General features: G+C 40.2%; 11 protein-coding genes and 2 pseudogenes. 2 read left to right on the plus strand and 11 right to left on the minus strand.

All coding sequences use genetic code 11. The features are described from left to right. Positions 1-259 precede the first annotated feature (259 nt). The 7 genes and pseudogenes from ACGEDC_RS19630 to lrp form a co-directional block, all read right to left on the minus strand. A complete protein-coding gene (locus tag ACGEDC_RS19630; RefSeq protein ID WP_055026030.1) occupies positions 260-601 on the minus strand; it encodes a hypothetical protein in 342 nt (113 codons plus the stop codon). A gap of 430 nt (positions 602-1,031) precedes the next feature. Further along, positions 1,032-2,318, minus strand: a complete 1,287-nt coding sequence (gene serS, locus ACGEDC_RS19635) for a serine--tRNA ligase (RefSeq protein WP_055026029.1) — start codon at positions 2,316-2,318, stop codon at positions 1,032-1,034. Positions 2,319-2,336: 18 nt separating this feature from the next. Next, positions 2,337-2,723, minus strand: coding sequence for a fluoride efflux transporter CrcB (crcB, locus tag ACGEDC_RS19640; protein ID WP_372036725.1), 387 nt, complete (start codon positions 2,721-2,723; stop codon positions 2,337-2,339). Further along, complete coding sequence (locus ACGEDC_RS19645) at positions 2,716-3,993, minus strand: replication-associated recombination protein A (protein WP_394498419.1); 1,278 nt, start codon at positions 3,991-3,993, stop codon at positions 2,716-2,718. The genes crcB and ACGEDC_RS19645 overlap by 8 nt, the downstream gene beginning before the upstream one ends. Before the next feature lie 60 nt (positions 3,994-4,053). Further along, positions 4,054-4,689, minus strand: a complete 636-nt coding sequence (gene lolA, locus ACGEDC_RS19650) for an outer membrane lipoprotein chaperone LolA (protein WP_394495257.1) — start codon at positions 4,687-4,689, stop codon at positions 4,054-4,056. Positions 4,690-4,774: 85 nt separating this feature from the next. Beyond that, positions 4,775-7,605: pseudogene (locus tag ACGEDC_RS19655) on the minus strand (DNA translocase FtsK 4TM domain-containing protein). Positions 7,606-7,860: 255 nt separating this feature from the next. After that, positions 7,861-8,325 (minus strand): leucine-responsive transcriptional regulator Lrp, encoded by a 465-nt coding sequence (lrp, locus tag ACGEDC_RS19660; RefSeq protein WP_394498421.1) that lies wholly within the window; start codon positions 8,323-8,325, stop codon positions 7,861-7,863. A gap of 218 nt (positions 8,326-8,543) precedes the next feature. Here lrp and ald point away from each other — a divergent pair, with 218 nt between their 5' ends. Both ald and ACGEDC_RS19670 read left to right on the plus strand, forming a co-directional pair. Continuing rightward, the gene (gene ald, locus ACGEDC_RS19665; RefSeq protein ID WP_055026024.1) at positions 8,544-9,659 is read left to right on the plus strand and encodes an alanine dehydrogenase; all 1,116 of its coding nucleotides are present in this window, start codon (positions 8,544-8,546) and stop codon (positions 9,657-9,659) included. Positions 9,660-10,209: 550 nt separating this feature from the next. Next, entirely contained in the window at positions 10,210-10,629 is a 420-nt protein-coding gene (locus tag ACGEDC_RS19670; protein ID WP_065107996.1) for a secondary thiamine-phosphate synthase enzyme YjbQ, read from the plus strand. Positions 10,630-10,753: 124 nt separating this feature from the next. On the opposite strand, the gene ACGEDC_RS19675 is transcribed toward ACGEDC_RS19670, so the two are convergent. The 4 genes and pseudogenes from ACGEDC_RS19675 to ACGEDC_RS19690 form a co-directional block, all read right to left on the minus strand. Then, positions 10,754-13,009, minus strand: coding sequence for an EAL domain-containing protein (locus tag ACGEDC_RS19675; RefSeq protein ID WP_394495260.1), 2,256 nt, complete (start codon positions 13,007-13,009; stop codon positions 10,754-10,756). Positions 13,010-13,268: 259 nt separating this feature from the next. Further along, positions 13,269-14,486 carry an RsmB/NOP family class I SAM-dependent RNA methyltransferase gene (locus ACGEDC_RS19680; protein WP_055026021.1) on the minus strand — a complete coding sequence of 406 codons (1,218 nt, stop codon included), beginning with the start codon at positions 14,484-14,486 and terminating at the stop codon, positions 13,269-13,271. A gap of 191 nt (positions 14,487-14,677) precedes the next feature. Then, positions 14,678-15,946, minus strand: a complete 1,269-nt coding sequence (locus ACGEDC_RS19685) for a sugar MFS transporter (protein ID WP_080915822.1) — start codon at positions 15,944-15,946, stop codon at positions 14,678-14,680. Positions 15,947-16,024: 78 nt separating this feature from the next. Beyond that, a pseudogene (locus tag ACGEDC_RS19690) lies at positions 16,025-17,652 on the minus strand (alpha-glucosidase family protein). Positions 17,653-17,956: the final 304 nt, after the last annotated feature.

Below are 17,956 nucleotides of genomic sequence, written 5' to 3' on the forward strand. Positions count from 1 at the left end.
ACCTGTACTAATAAACAAGAGTGAATCAATAAAAGCGAATCAAATTAAACCACTTCCGAGGACAAGTACACTTCACACCCTTACACCCTTACACCCTTACACCCTTACACCCTAACAAAACGCAAACTATCACTATCACTTACAATAAGCTGAATTTAATTCGTTGAACGAGCCAAGCGCTTGCAATGAGAAACACACTAAAAGTCCAGTAAAGATAAATACAAGACTCAATACCAATTTAGCGTGTCCTTTACCTCGATTAGGATTTAGAACATGCAAATAAATGGTTGCGTGAAGATTGAATTAATTGATTAAACTCAGACGCTGATTGAAGATGGTTCTCTACAAAATGTTGATCCAAAAAATATGGAAACTTATCAGCTTTATTAACCAATAACTGATAACGCGTAGTGGCATGTTGCACATACGGAGAGAAACTTGTCTGCTCAGCACCTTCACATTGCTCGGAATAAAGCGTTAATAGCTTAGATGCGATAGCAATTTCATTCGGATAATCATTTATCTCATCTTGAAGTTGAGCTCGGGTTGCTTGAAAACTTGCTAATCCGTATCCGCATACAAAAACAACCAATAACGACATTCTTTTCACTTATTTTTGATCCGTAATAAAAAGGAGAATCTGGCTATTCAAAAAACTGATTTAAATTAAGCAGCGGCCTCGATAAAGTCATAAATTGTATGCTTTAGGCACTAATAACCTTCTATGAGAATCTCTTTTATACTCCTTAACAATGGTCAAATGAAGCGCGTCGTTGTAATTCCACATTTTCTCCTTATTGTTTGCAGAGATTGACGAATTTGTGTATTTCACTTATCCATTATTGCTATGTAAATCCAATAGATCACAGTGTTCATATTGCAATTTTTATTTCAGCACGTGTTAACTTCATTAAACTCGGATTTACTTTGCGTTATTTTATTTATGGCATAAAAAAACCAAACACAGGGTTTGGTTTTTTGTAGAGAAAACTGGCTTACAGAATATTAGGCCATTTTAATAGCTAATTGCATTAGCCAATCTTCTCTAAGCCACGCATATAAGGACGCAATACTTCAGGGATCGTGATTGAACCGTCCGCATTTTGGTAGTTTTCGAGAATCGCAACGACAGTACGCCCAACAGCTAAACCCGAACCATTTAATGTATGCAGTAATGTAGGCTTTTTATCATTAACACCACGGTAGCGAGCTTGCATGCGACGAGCTTGGAAATCCTTCATGTTAGAACAAGAAGAAATTTCACGATAAGTATTTTGTGCAGGAAGCCAAACTTCTAGATCGTAAGTTTTAGCAGCGCCAAAACCCATGTCGCCAGTACATAAAATCATTGTGCGGTAAGGTAAGCCTAACCCTTGTAATACTTTTTCAGCATGGCCTGTTAACTCTTCAAGTGCAGCCATAGAATCTTCAGGCTTAACAATTTGAACCAGTTCTACCTTGTCAAACTGATGTTGACGTATAAGGCCACGTGTATCACGGCCATATGACCCTGCTTCACTACGGAAACATGATGTTAATGCCGTCATTTTTAATGGTAAATCCGCTTCATCGATAATCGTGTCACGAACCATGTTAGTTAATGGAACTTCAGCAGTAGGAATTAAGCTTAGTCCTTGGCCTTCTTCAGTAGCAGGTTTTGTGTGGAATAAGTCTTCACCAAATTTTGGTAGCTGACCTGTACCTAATAAACTTTCTTCATTGACTAGAAGTGGTACATACATTTCTGTATAACCATGGTTTTCAGTATGTAGATCTAGCATGTACTGACCGACAGCTCGAGTTAAACGAGCGATTTGACCTTTCATGACAATGAAACGAGAACCGGTAATTTTAACCGCACTTTTAAAGTCTAAACCATCTAAGCCTTCGCCAAGATCTAAGTGATCTTTGATTTCAAAATCAAATTTAGTCGGCTCACCCCAAGTGCGAACTTCAACGTTATCATTTTCGTCAGCGCCTGCTGGTACTTCATCATCAGGTAAGTTAGGCATGCTCATCGCAATACCATTTAGCTCTGCTAATAACGCTGCTAGTTCTGATTTCTTCGCATCGAGCTGAGAACCTAAGTCACCCACTTTCGCCATGATTTCACTAACATCTTCACCACGAGACTTTGCTTGACCAATGGATTTAGAGATTGCATTACGGGATGCTTGTAATTCTTCTGTTTCCACTTGTAGCGACTTACGTGTTTCTTCTAAAGCAGTTAAGCGGCTAACATCAAGGATAAAGCCACGTCGTGCTAAAAGCTCAGCTGTGACTTCAAGTTCGTTACGCAAAAATTTTGGATCTAACATGTTATATATTCTTAATAGTTAAATGCGAGAAAATACTAGCTGCTGACCGACATACACCATGAATATACATAGGATGACATTCAACAACACGTTGAGAATTGCTTTAATGAAGAGTCCCTCTTGCATTAGCAATAATGTTTCATTGGAAAAAGTCGAGAATGTAGTTAAAGCACCTAAAAGGCCAACTCCGACCATCGCTTTTAGCTCTGGGCTTAAATGCGAGGTTTCGAGACTAATGGCATATACAATGCCCATTATGAATGATCCCAATATATTGACCAACAGTGTACCAAAAGGAAAACTGCTTCCAAATAGCTGAAGCATTAAAATTGAAATAACATAGCGAAAAACTGCTCCAATAGAGCCGCCGAGTGCCACAAACATGATATTGGTCAAGCTAATCATATCGTTTTACCTCACTTGTTCTGTCAAGTTCAGCCAAATGGACCAATTTATCTTTTATCCGTTTTTCAAAACCACGTTCTGTTGGATAGTAAAATTGGCTGTCTTGTAATGATTCTGGGAAGTAATTTTCTCCTGGTGCATATGCGCCAGGTTCATCATGAGCGTAGCGATATTCTGCCCCCAATCCCATATTTTTCATTAGTTGAGTTGGTGCATTTCGTAGATGATCTGGCACTGATTCATGGCCTGACTCACGTGCTAATGCTCTTGCGGCTTTAAAAGCAGTATAAACGGCATTACTTTTTGGGGCACTTGCCATATACACTATCGCTTGTGCAATTGCTCTTTCACCTTCTGCAGGTCCCACTCGGTGGAAGCAATCCCAAGCATTTAGCGCAATATTCATTGCCGTTGGATCTGCATTGCCGATATCTTCTGAAGCGATAGCTAGCAATCGTCTCGCAACATATAGCGGATCGCCGCCACCTTCCAATATACGGCAATACCAGTATAAAGCGGCATCAGGAGCAGAACCGCGAACTGATTTATGCACTGCCGAGATTAAATCGTAAAATTGATCGCCATTTTTGTCATAAGCCGCCATTTGATGCCCGGCAACTTGCGTCAACATGTCTGGTGTAAAACTGCCGTTATCGTCAACCAAGTCACTCATTAACTCTAATAAGTTTAATGCTTTTCTCGCATCGCCATCTGAAATGCTGGCTAATTGCTGCATCACGTCATCTGGCATAACAAAATGACGAGTCCCAAAGCCACGCTTTTCGTCTGTTAAGGCTTGCTGGATAATTGTAGCAATGTCTTGGTCTGAAAGTGGTTTGATTAAATAGACTCTTGCTCGAGATAACAACGCGTTGTTTAACTCAAATGAAGGATTTTCAGTGGTGGCGCCAACAAAAATAACCGTGCCATCTTCAATAAAGGGTAAAAATGCATCTTGTTGGCTTTTATTAAAACGGTGTACTTCATCAACAAACAATAAAGTACGTTGGCCTCTACTTTGTGCCACGGCTTGAGCTTGTTCTATAGCTGCTCGAATTTCTTTTACACCAGACGTTACAGCAGAAATTCGCTCAACATGCGCGTTCGCATAATGGGCAACGAGCTCTGCTAGGGTAGTTTTACCCGTTCCTGGAGGCCCCCAAAGTAACATTGAGTGAGCACGGTTGGCTTCAAGAGCTTGCCTTAAAGGTTGACCTTCACCTAATAGGTGAGACTGCCCGACATACTCACTGATATCCCTTGGACGCATTCTAGCAGCCAATGGGCGAAAGTCAGGGGCAAAGTCAAATCCTAAATTAGCCACTATGATTTATCGCTCTGATTGACGCTGATCATCAATATCGACATCTGTTGGGATAACAAACTCAAACAACCCCTTTTCTTCTGTTGATACATTAGTCTGCTCGCTTAAAGCAAATTGACTATGATTACCTTGCTGATCAAGTAAGCTAAAATCACTAATGCCTGAATCGTTAAAGCACACAGTGACAGTCACAACAGACGTATCCAATGATTTAGGCTTAATCAAATAACACGCTTTACCAGACTCTGGTTGCACTTGGCTAACATGGTATTGTTGCCAGGTACTCTCATCTCGATGTACCAATAATGCGATTGGCGATGCTTCAACTGCATCAGCAAAATCCATTACCGTCACCTCTTCTGCAAACGGGTTGTATATCCATAAATCAGAGCCATCAGCGACGATTAATGACTCATCAGGTTCAGTCAAATGCCAAAAGAATTTATTGGGGTACGCTAATGCAAAGACGCCACTACCACTTTGAATAACTTTGTCGTTAATATCTGTGACTTCTTGTGTAAAATTCGCTTTTAATGATTCAAGTTGTTCTAATTTGCTACGCAATGCTTGTGAATCATCTGCCAGAACGTTAGCTGATAGCAACAAGGCTACCATTGAAATTACACCAACACTTTTTGTCATATTGTTTCCTACTACTTGTTTGAGGTGCAGAACGCTTATTACACACTACCTCATATCTGAGGTGCCATTGCCAATCAGGTTAATGTTAGCCTCTAGGCGGTGGTGGCGCTAATACTTCACGATTTCCGTTATGGCCTTGTGTACTGACAATCCCCTGCGCTTCCATCATCTCGATGATTCTAGCTGCTCGGTTATATCCAATTTTAAACTTACGTTGCACACTGGATATTGAGCCACGACGCGTTTCAGTAACAAATGCCACCGCCTCGTCATAAAGTTGATCGGTATCGTCATCAGTCTCAGCTGTTTCACCTGGCAGTAATACTTGTTCACCTTCGCTTACGCCATTTAGAATTTCATCAACATATTGTGGTTTACCTCGTGCATGCCAATCAGCAACCACTTTGTGCACTTCGTGATCGTCAATAAACGCGCCGTGAACACGAATAGGAACGCTTGTCCCTGGTGGCAAATAAAGCATGTCACCCATGCCAAGTAAGGTTTCTGCACCTTGTTGATCTAAAATGGTTCGAGAGTCAATTCTTGAAGAAACTTGGAAAGCTATCCGTGTTGGAACGTTGGCTTTAATCAAACCAGTAATCACATCCACAGAAGGTCTTTGGGTTGCTAGTATCAAATGGATACCCGCAGCTCGCGCTTTTTGGGCAATACGAGCTATCAACTCTTCTACCTTTTACCAACAATCATAATCATGTCGGCAAACTCATCAACCACAACGACTATTGAAGGTAATTTATCTAACTCAGGCGCTTGTTCATCCATGCTTTCCGATGATTTCCACAACGGGTCAACGATCGGAGTGCCAGCTTCTTTAGCCAGTTTAATCTTAGTGTTGTAGCCTTTAAGGTTACGTACACCCAGCGCCGACATTAACTTATAACGGCGTTCCATTTCCCCAACACACCAACGCAGCGCATTGGCTGCTTCTTTCATGTCGGTGACAACTTCACAAAGTAAGTGCGGAATGCCTTCATAAACCGACAGTTCCAACATTTTCGGGTCAATCATGATAAAGCGAACATCATCAGGACCAGATTTATAAAGGATACTGGTGATCATGACGTTCACACCGACAGACTTACCCGAGCCTGTAGTACCCGCCACTAATAAATGCGGCATTTTACCTAAGTCAACAACAACAGGGTCGCCCGCGATGTCTTCACCCAGCACCATAGATAAGTTCGACTGGCTTTCATCAAAGGTTTTACTATCAAGCACATCTCGCATAAAGACCGTTTCACGGAATTTGTTAGGTAACTCTAAGCCAACATAGGCTTTTCCTGGAATGACCTCTACAACACGAACACTTTCAGCAAGTAGAGAGCGCGCTAAATCCTTAGAAAGGTTTGTAATTTTCGAGGCTTTAACACCTGGTGCTAGTTCAAGTTCAAACCTTGTCACAACCGGTCCTGGAAATACGCCAACCACGTTTGCGACAATGTTAAAATCAGCTAATTTAGTTTCAACAAGCCTTGCAACTATATCTAGCTCATCTTTAGTTATTGGGTTTTCTTTACGATCAGGTACATCTAATAAACTGATACTCGGTAATGGCGGCATTGCCACTCTTGGCTGACTCGTGACCACTTGCGGCTCTTGACCAGGAATAACAATGATTCCCTCGGCAACATACGGTTTTTCAGCTGCACTTGCTTGAACGGGTGCGCTTTCAGTAGAAGCCACAGAATCTGATACCGATTCTGATTGCTGGTTTTTAACCGCAGCAGCCATAACCGTTGCACCAATAGACGTCGTACGTTCAAACTCATCGCCAAATTCTGCAACACTGTTTTGTTGGTTCTGTTGAGTAAGATCAACCGCTGGTGCATCACCTGTTGCGGCCCACGCTGGCGTGTCATCAGCTACAATAGCGTCATTTGTGTTTAATTGAGGTTCGACTCTGCCCTGCTCATTTATATTTGCCTGAGTATGCTCTGAGTCATTCAAATATTCGTCATCCAAAGCATCATTTACTTGTTGACGACGTGGTGAAAGTTTAGATTTTAAACGCGAGAAAACCGAAGGTTTATCTTCGCTATTATCTTCATCAACGTAAACGGAATCATGGTTTGATTCTTCGTTGTCGGCGGTAAACTGAGGTTCTAGTTTTCCGCCATATTCACGTGGCGTTGCAGGGTTAATTTGATTGTCGCCCTGACTTTCGTCATGTTGTGGTGCACTGAATTGCGTATTACCGTCAGCAGTGACATTGGCATTGTCACGACCTTGTTTGAATTTATCGACAACAGATAAGAAACCTCGCGTGTCTTCTGTTTCTGTATTTCCAGAAAAGTAGGTAGGCAAACTAATAATTTTTTTGACACACCATATCGTGCCATAACCTGTGCCTTCAATAACCGTGAGCCAGCTAATACCTGTCGCTAATGTAAAGCCTGCACCAATAAAGCAAAGCAACAAGAGTGTCGTGCCAAGATTATTAAAGTAAGGCAGCATAGCTTGGCCAATGACATCTCCCGCAACACCACCTGCTGAAAAAACATAAATATCATCAGCATTCATACTCGCTAAAGCAGCTAAGGCTAATACCATAAGCATGAACCCAATGATTCTTAATCCAACCGAAAAGTAGTCAATTTCAAACAGTTTATGAGTTCGGTTAAATATGAACCAACCTGTTGCCGCAATAATGATGGGAATAAGGTAAGCAATAAAGCCAAAGAAGTAGAACAAGACATCTGCAGTCCACGCGCCCACAGCACCAGTTAAATTACTGATTTCCCCTTGATAATGGGACTGGCTCCAGCCTGGATCATTCGGGTCAAAGCTACTTAAAGCTAAAAGGATATATGTTGCTGTCATGCAACAAATGATTAGGCCACCTTCAAGAAGACGCTGTAGGCCACTAAGTGTTTGAAGACTATTTCCCTGAGACAAACGAAAACACCTGAATATGAATTAAATAAGAATGATAACAATAACAGAATATCAATGACGTTGCAGTGATTATGCAATGCTTGAAAGCCAAGCTCAACCTAATGTTTTCATATAGATGCCTGCATAACCAATATTTAATTAACAAAGCGATTTTGGAGTGAAAAGTAAGCAATTCAGGCTGTAAAAAAGCCAAGAAGTGGGATTTTAGATAAAAAAATAAAGGGCAACGCCCTTTATTTTATTTGGTCAGAAAGTTTAGTAGCTATCTGCTAATAAATTTAATGCGACTTTATTAGTTTGTTTGACTTCTTCCATGACCACGTAAGTACGAGTATCAGAAACTGATGGCAACTTAAGTAGTGTCTCACCTAATAAACGACGATATGCCGACATGTCAGATACTCGAGTCTTCAATAAATAATCAAAGTCACCAGAAACTAGATGACACTCTTGAATATCATCTAACAACTGAACAGCTTTGTTGAAGCGCTCAAAAATATCGGGCGTATCTCGTGTTAACGTGATTTCCACAAAGACAAGTAAAGATGCACCAAGATAATGCGGGTTAACTAATGCTGTATAGCCATTAATGTAACCTTGTTTCTCAAGACGCTTAACTCGCTCTAAACAAGGAGTCGGACTTAACCCAACTCGCTTGGATAACTCCACGTTTGATATGCGACCATCAACTTGAAGTTCATTGAGGATATTACGGTCAATCCGATCTAAATCTTTTACAGAATTTTTTTATTATTTGCCATATTATTAACCTTGCTTTAGCACAAAAACAACATATTCATCTTTTAATGTGTAAAGTTTAGCAGCATAAACTGCGTCTAGGGCACTATACTAGACTTCCCTGAAATAAGCACGTTCAGGCGACCGAATATAATAACAATTGATATGTCGACACCGACAAATTTAAATAGAGGCACAAAATGATTATTGGTATCCCTACTGAAATCAAAAACCACGAGTACCGTGTAGGTATGGTTCCTTCAAGCGTTCGTGAATTAACGATTAAAGGCCATGATGTATTCGTTCAATCTAATGCCGGTATGGGCATTGGCTTTACCAACCAAGATTATATTGACGCTGGTGCTTCTATCTTAGAAACAGCTGCAGAAGTCTTTGCTCAGTCAGACATGATTGTCAAAGTAAAAGAGCCGCAAGCTGTTGAACGCGCTATGCTTCGTGAAGATCAAATCCTATTTACTTACTTGCATTTAGCTCCGGATATGCCGCAAACAGAAGACTTAATTAAGAGTAAGTCTGTCTGTATCGCATATGAAACTGTCACTGATGATCGTGGCGGCTTACCGTTACTTGCTCCAATGTCAGAAGTTGCTGGACGTATGTCGATTCAAGCTGGTGCACGCGCACTTGAAAAGTCTTTAGGTGGTCGCGGTATGTTACTTGGTGGTGTTCCAGGTGTTGAGCCAGCTAAAGTCGTAATAATTGGCGGCGGTATGGTCGGCACTAATGCTGCGCAAATGGCTGTGGGTATGGGCGCAGACGTTGTTGTGCTTGATAGAAGTATCGATGCCTTACGTCGTTTAAACGTTCAGTTTGGCTCTTCAGTTAAAGCAATTTACTCAACAGCTGATGCAATTGAACGTCATGTTCTAGAAGCGGATCTTGTTATTGGTGGTGTCCTAGTTCCTGGCGCTGCAGCCCCTAAATTAGTGACTCGCGACATGATTTCACGCATGAAAACAGGTAGTGCGATTGTCGATGTAGCTATTGACCAAGGTGGTTGTGTTGAAACGTCGTACGCAACAACTCACCAAGAGCCAACTTACATTGTTGATGATGTTGTTCATTACTGTGTTGCCAACATGCCTGGTGCCGTTGCACGTACATCAACTTTCGCACTCAATAACGCTACACTGCCTTATATCATTAAGTTAGCGAACTTAGGTTACAAAGCAGCGTTATTAGACGACAAGCATTTATTAAATGGCTTAAACGTTATTCATGGCAAGCTTGTCTGCAAAGAAGTTGCAGAAGCATTAGAACTTGAATTTACTGAGCCTAAAAGCATGCTAGCGTAAACAATATCAGCTTGATTTAGTTGATAAAATCATATTTAAAAGCCGCTGATTAAGCGGCTTTTTTTATTTCCTCACCGGTTATACCCAAGCTAAACACGTCTTACTTTTTAATCCCAAATGCATAAACTTCTCAATTTTCAAACACGTTAAATGCCGTTGAAAAGCGCGTTTAATGCACTCTACGTACACACAAAAAACGGCTATAAAACGTAATATAAAATGCATCAATTTGTATCAATCGTTTGTTTTACACTCAGCTAACACGTGTTAACCTTTTTATTAGCTGTTGCTTAAGCAAATAATTTAATAATTCTGCTCTTGACAGCATTTTTAGTGTTTTTTGATTAAGCGTTTAAAGGATACCCTATAAGTCAATGCTGGTAAGGGTTTCAAAAAATACAACAAATAAAACACGCCAAATCATCACGTTAATCACCCTAATAGTGTTTTCTACTGAGTTAGTTTTTTTGAACAGTATTTTAAACTGTTGGAAAAATGACTGATTTTAACTACAATTTGGACTCATTTTTACCATCTCAGTGATTAAGTTATGTGGCTACAAAAGCAAGTACAACTCGCATCAAAAACACGTGGATTTCATATCGTCACAGACGAAATCCTCAATCAAATACCCGAACTTAATCAGCTGAAAGTTGGTTTAATGCATGTTTTTTTACAACACACTTCCGCTTCCATTACTATCAATGAAAATGCAGATCCAAGTGTAAGGCAAGATTTTGAATCTTACTTCAACCGTGTCGCTGCAGAAAATGAGCCTTATTATATTCATACCTATGAAGGCAGTGACGACATGCCCGCTCATTTGAAATCTAGCTTATTAGGTTGCCAAGTAACCATACCGATTAAAAATGGCCAACTTGAGCTAGGCACCTGGCAAGGAATATATCTTGGAGAGCACCGTAACCATGGCGGACGTCGGCGTTTACTGGTTACTATAAATGGTGAGTAAGATGTCTGATAGTCATCGAAAGCGGTGTTATATCCATTTTATAAGCCGACATATCACGGTTAAATAACATCAAGTATTAAGGGTTATCTAAGCTTAGTTTATTTCAGTATTTATTTTAGTCAGCTTAAGAGCAAAATTGTTTTTCAACTAATGCCAAAAACTCCTTTTGCGGCATTGGTTTATAAAAAAAGTAACCTTGAATATCGTCGACTTTTTGCGTTTTAACGAAATCTAACTGAGTTTGTGTTTCAACGCCTTCAGCTGTAACAGTTAACTCTAAAGCATTACTCATACTTGCAATGGCTTCTACTAATGCTTTGTGGCGTGCGCCCTGTTCAATTTTTTGGATAAACGCTTTATCAATTTTTATCTGATCAACTGGGAAGTTGGCAAGATAAGATAACGATGAGTAACCAGTGCCGAAGTCATCGACCGATATTTTAATTCCCCACTCTCTTAATCGTATGAGTAAGTTTTCAATATTTTGATGCTGGTCCATCATTAGCGACTCGGTAATTTCCAAGGTTAATAACTCAAACGGAAATGCGGTTTTGCATGATTGTTCACTGCAGGATTTGATTGAATCAATAAATTGATGTTGTAACTCATCATTTAAGAATTCGCAGGTCGATACATTTACCGACAGTGCAATAGGTGTATTTTGTTCAACGAATTGATTAATCAGCTTGATGGCTTTTTCTCTAACCCACTTTCCAATTGGTACGATTAAACCCGAATGCTCAGCTATAGGAATAAACTCCTCAGGTGACACAAACTCTCCGTGAAGCTTCCAGCGCAATAGAATCTCAGCCTTAGCAATATGAGTATTTAGAGTCGACACTATTGGCTGAAAGTACAATTCAAAGCCTTGCTCATTTAATGCCTTAGTCATCTCCATTTGCAAATAAGCGGTACGTTCAGCATTTTGCTGCATTGTCTTATTAAAAAACTGATAACCGTTACGACCGGTTAACTTAACGTCATACATCGCTTGGCTGGCACAATTGACTAAAGATTCAACAATGGTAGAGTCTTCAGGGTAACGAGAAATACCAATACTAATAGAGGGGTGAACTTGTTGATTATCAATATTAATTTTATCAGTCACCACTTGGTTGATATCTTTGGCAATGCTGATTAAATCTGAGGTGGAGATTTTGCCAGGAATGAATAAACCAAATTCATCACCCGCGATTCTCGCTAGTAAGCCATTTGAAGGAGCGACATTGGCTAAACGGTTTGATACTTCTTTTAACAATACGTCGCCATTTTCATGTCCCAAACTATCGTTAATCTGTTTGAAATTATCAATATCCATTAACAGAACACTACAAGCCGCCCCTTTTTGATGGGTACGCTCTATTTGCCAAACATAGTCATAGATTTTATCTAAGAAACAACGACGATTAGCTAAACTCGTTAATGCATCGTTATTTGCTTGAAAATGAATCAAACGATTAGCATTTTTGTGCTCGCTAATGTCAGTAATAAGCCAAGAAAAACAATTCTGTTCACCGTGATAATCCCTAAAAGTGGTGACCGTTACATCAGCATCAAAGGTTTGCCCATTTCGCTTATAAGCAAGTAACTCACCTTGCCAAGTATTGCCACGATGAATGTTCTTCAGCATTGATTCCAGTACTACCGGATCGGATTGCTCAAAAAAAACATTAGGATCAAAACATTGCTTGTCAGCAGTAAAGTCTCTCGTGATGGTTTTGAACATCGGGTTAACGGACAAAATTGAATGTTCATCATTGGTGATAATCAAGCCCATTGGCAGTTTATTAAATATACGGCTAGTTAATCGTTGTAAATGCAGCCCCTGACTACGCTCTATGGCAAGGCTGCCAAGCTTTGCCGCTTCTTGGATTAACTCAAGATCAACGCCAGCAGGAGATTTAATCGTATCGTAATACATGGCAAAAGTACCAAGTACATTGCCATGGGTATCGATAATAGGCTCTGACCAACACGCTTTTAACCCTGCTTTAAGCGGTAGTTCTTTATAGGCGGCCCAATTGGGGTGATTTGCAATATCTTCAACAATGACACGTTTTTTGGTTGCTGCAGCGGCGCCGCATGAACCAACATCAATACCGATTTCAACACCATGAATTGCTTGATTATATTCTTCAGGTAAACTTGGAGCAGCACCAGTCAGTAATCTTTTTTTATCATTGCTTAGCAATAATACTGAGGCTTTAGTACCGATTTTTTGCGCTTCTATGGAAAGCACTAATGAATGGAGGATTTCTCTGAGTGGTGACCCATCTAAAACCATAGAAAGTATCGTACTATAACGCACGATACTTGATGAACGATGACTTAGTACGGCATGTTCTTCAATATTCATTGGTTGATATTGGGCACTTTCCATAGAGCTCCTTAGCATTACAGCTAGCCTACAATGCTAGTTTTTATTTTTGATTTACTCTTGAGATTATTCATAAAAACAAAGAAGATCAACCAAAGTATTACTAAAATTTAACATCTCCATCTGGGACAAACACCTAGCTAGTATGATTATCTTACAAAAATATGCTTTGGTATATTTTGTTCTTAGAACAACAAAAAAAGCAGTAATGTCTGCTGACATGACTGCTTTCATAACTTGTTTTAAATTAAAACAACTGAGTTTACGCTTCGCTAACGCGTTCCATTCTCGCTAAGTAAAAACCATCAAACCCGTGCTCTGAAACTAAAATCTCTTCATCATCGATAAAGCTAAAATGCGGGTTAGCGGCTAAAAATGCATCGACTTGATTACGATTTTCATCAGGCATAATTGAGCAAGTTGCATAAACCAATATACCGCCAACTTTCACCATTCTGCTGTAGCTTTGCAAAATATCTTTCTGTAACTCCATTAGAATAGGTAAACGTTCAGGCGTATCTCGCCATTTTGCATCTGGATTACGTTTTAATACACCTAAACCAGAGCATGGTACGTCCAACAGTACGCGATCAGCCGTTAATTTTAGGCGTTTAATTGTTTTACTGCTGGCAATAATTCGAGTTTCAACATTGTGAGCACCAGCTCTTCTAGCACGTGCTTTTAAATTGTCGAGTTTCCATTGTTCAACGTCCATTGCTAGCAAACGGCCTTTGCCTTGCATTTGCGCTGCAATATGTAAGGTTTTACCACCAGCGCCAGCGCAAGCATCTACAACACGCATCCCCGGTTTAGCGTCGACTGCTGCTGCAACTAATTGAGAACCTGCATCTTGTTGCTCAAAAAAGCCTTCTTTGAACGCTGCCGTTTTAAATAATGCTGAATCAGATCGCACTTCTAATGCACTCTCAACACCTTCGACTTCGTTGGTTGCTACCAGCTCTTTTGTTAAACGTTGCTTTAACTCTTCTCGACTCGCTTTTAAACTATTCGCGCGAATATAACGTTTTGGAGGCATTGCTAATGCAGCACGCTCAGCTGGCCATTTTTCGCCAAGTTGCGCAGCGCCAATGTCATCTAACCATTCAGGACAACCATCCCACAGTGCTGGTTTAGTTTTCGCTTCAGCGAGTTTCTGCGCAAAATCATCTTGATCAACGGGTAAAGCATATTCCATTTTCGGCAAATCTAATTCATGAAATAAATGCCAGCCATTTAATAATTTCGAGCCCATACGTTCGATATCGGAAGCTTGTATATCTACAAGTTCACAATATAAGTTTAGTCGACGCAGGATATCACCCGTTACCGTTGTAATTCGCGCAAGCTCTGCTGGCGGTAATTGACGGCCTGAGAAATTGTGAGAGTATGCTCTATCTAATGGTTTACCATCAGTTAACACCATGGTTAGCACATCTATTACCAGCTCAGAAGAACTGCCAGAAAGTGGAAAAGTCAGCATTGAAAATCTCACAGAATTATGGAAAAGAAATTTATATAGGAAAAGCGGATGGATCATAGGAGCTATCAGGCTGTAGCGCAAGTATTGATTATGATTTATCAGGCGTTAACCCGAATTAACAAGGTCTATGTAGAAAACTAAAAAGCAGCCAAAAGGCTGCTTGATAGTTACAACATAATTATCTAACAGAATTATGACATCTGAGAGCCTTTAGCACCGTAAAATACGATAAAAGCATAACAAACAACAGGCAATATAAATGCTGGTTGAATGCCCATTGAATCAGCCATAACACCTTGCAATAAAGGAATGATTGCACCACCAACAATTGCTAAACATAATATACCACTGCCTTGTGACGTGTGCGGCCCTAAATCTCTTAGTGCTAAACTGAAAATGGTCGGGAACATAATTGAATTAAATAACCCCACGGCTAAAATGGCATACATAGCAACTTCACCGCTGGTATACATTGCCACTAACACCAATATAGCGGCAACCAAACCATTAAAGGCTAATACTTTACCTGCAGCAATTTTTTGCATTACAGCTGAGCCGATAAAGCGCCCTACCATAGCTCCGCCCCAATAATAGGTAATGTATTTAGCAGCATCAGCTTCTTGTAAGCCGACAATGTGCTCTTCACCTAAAAAGTTAACTAAAAAGCTACCAATAGAGACTTCAGCACCAACATAAACAAAAATACCCACTGCACCTAATACTAGATGTAAACTTTGTACCGCACTGGTTTTGCCTTTATAGCTCACTTCACCTGTGGTTTCTTGTTCTACGTGCTCTTCAATAACGGGTAAAGACAATTTGGCAAAAATAATTGCTAAAATTGCTAGAGTGGCCGAAAGAAAAAGATACGGCATTTTAACGACTTCAGCTTCGGCTTGAGCATGACTCATTTCCCCAACGGCACCTGTAGCGACCGATAAAATCAAGATAGCGCCAAAGTATGGCGCAACTGTCGTGCCTAGCGCATTGAAAGCTTGGGTTAAATTAAGACGGCTAGAAGCTGTTTCTTCGCTCCCAAGTGCATTTACATAAGGATTAGCAGCAACTTGTAGAATAGTAATCCCTGATGCTAATACAAAAAGTGCCCCTAAAAACAAACCATAAACGGCTAAATCAGCTGCAGGGTAAAACAACGCACAACCGAAGCTTGCAATAACTAATCCTGTAACAATACCGCGCTGGTAGCCAAGTTTTTTGACTAACTTACCCGCAGGTAAAGACACTAAAAAGTAAGCACCAAAAAAACAGAATTGAATCAGCATAGCTTCGGTATAGCTTAATGAAAATACAGCCTTTAAGTGCGGGATTAAAATGTCGTTAAGACACGTTATAAACCCCCACATGAAAAAGAGTGAGGTCAGCGAAACCAATGCAAACCGGTATTTTCCATCACCTGAATGGCTAACGGTCGTATTAGAACTAGAGATAGTAGAGGCCATATTCTTGTTACTCTTGTTATTGTGTAATGGTTGTTAATTGAATATATGAACAGCGATCGTGAGATCGCTATTTAAGATTTAATCAATCACAGCGAAGAAACAGTTAAATGCATCGAGAGAAACGCTATTGTTTTTATCTACAACTGCACTCGCCAAACCATGGTCAGTAATGACTTGGTTAATTGTAAAGTTCGAAACATCAAACTCGTGAGTTTTATTTGCCAGGTTAAATATCACTAACAAGGTTTGTGTTTCGAAATGACGTGTGAAAGCAAGAATAGGTTCACTGCTATCAATAAACTTAATGTCACCTGCAATTAATGCAGGGAAATCTTTGCGCCAAGCTAAGAAATGACGATATGCGTGTAAAGTTGAATTGCTATTTTGCTCCTGAACATCGACAGCTAACTGTTTGTGGGCATCAGGTATGGGTAACCACGTTTGCTTACTTTGACTGAACCCAGCTTGCAAATGGGCATTATCCCAAGGCATAGGCGTGCGACAACCATCTCGACCTTTAAACATTGGCCAGAATGTAATACCGAACGGGTCTTGTAATTGCTCATATTCAATAGGCGCTTCAGTTAAGCCCAGTTCTTCACCTTGATAGCTGCACACACTGCCGCGAAGCGAAAACAACAAGCCATTTAGCATTTTGACTAAGTCAGGGTTCGCTTCACCTTTGCCCCATCGTGTCGCAACACGTTGAACATCATGATTACCAATAGCCCAACAAGGCCACCCATTTCCAATACTGGCTTCTAATTCTTCAACAGTTTGACGTATATAAGCAGCACTAAAATCATTGGTGAGTAATTCAAAGCTATATGCCATGTGTAAACGATCGTCACCTTGAGTATATTCTGCCATCGTCGCTAGCGAATCTTCAGATGAGACTTCACCTAAGGTCACTGCACCAGGGTACTTGTTGATCAATGCACGTAAGTCTTCGATAAAACCAACCGTTTGTGGGCGAGTGTTATTATAATAATGGTACTGATACGCGTAAGGGTTATCTTCGCTGAAGCCTCGGCCTTGGCGTTGATCTTTAGGTTTTGCAGGGTTATCTCGAAGTTGTTCATCATGGTAACAGAAGGTAATGGCATCTAAACGGAAACCATCAACACCTTTTTTAAGCCAAAACTCCACATTATCTAGAACCGCTTTTCTCACTTCTGGGTTATGAAAGTTAAGATCTGGCTGACTTTTAAGAAAGTTATGCAAATAATACTGCTGACGACGTGGTTCCCACTCCCAAGCACAACCACCAAAGATAGCTAGCCAGTTATTAGGTGCCGTTCCATCCTCTTGTGGATCTGCCCAAACATACCAATCCGATTTATCATTATCACGGCTTAATTTACTTTGCTTAAACCACGCATGCTCATCTGAGGTATGACTCAATACTTGATCAATAACCACTTTAATATTTAACTTGTGCGCTTTGGCGATTAACTCATCAAAGTCATTCATGGTGCCAAACATAGGATCAACATCGAGATAATCACTAATGTCGTAACCAAAGTCTTTCATTGGAGACTTAAAAAAGGAGATATCCATATCGCATCAACATTTAAGCTAGCAATGTAATCAAGTTTCGCAATAATTCCCTGTAAATCGCCTACTCCGTCGCCATTGGAATCCATTAAGCTTCGTGGATACACCTGGTATATCACTCCACCGCGCCACCATGATAACTGACTCATTGCACACCCTCTGTAATAAGAGAATTAACTATTAAACAACTTAGACATAGTTAATTCTTTGTTGCGACCCAGTAACGAGCCGTCATTATTATTTAATTGACTCGAGGATACGTGAATATGGAAATCAGGTTCAATAGAGCTGCATACGTATGCAAAGAATTAATACAAATTTTAAAAATACAAAACCACAAGTTAAGTGCTACAATTCAACAACTTAATTAATCAGCAACAAGACTTTTGAATGTTAATTAAAAGTAAAAAAACGGCCTTTTTTAGCCTGCATAACCTTTGAATACGTATGCAT

It is taken from the genome of Shewanella sp. ENK2 (assembly GCF_043568515.1).
Lineage (GTDB): Bacteria > Pseudomonadota > Gammaproteobacteria > Enterobacterales > Shewanellaceae > Shewanella > Shewanella japonica.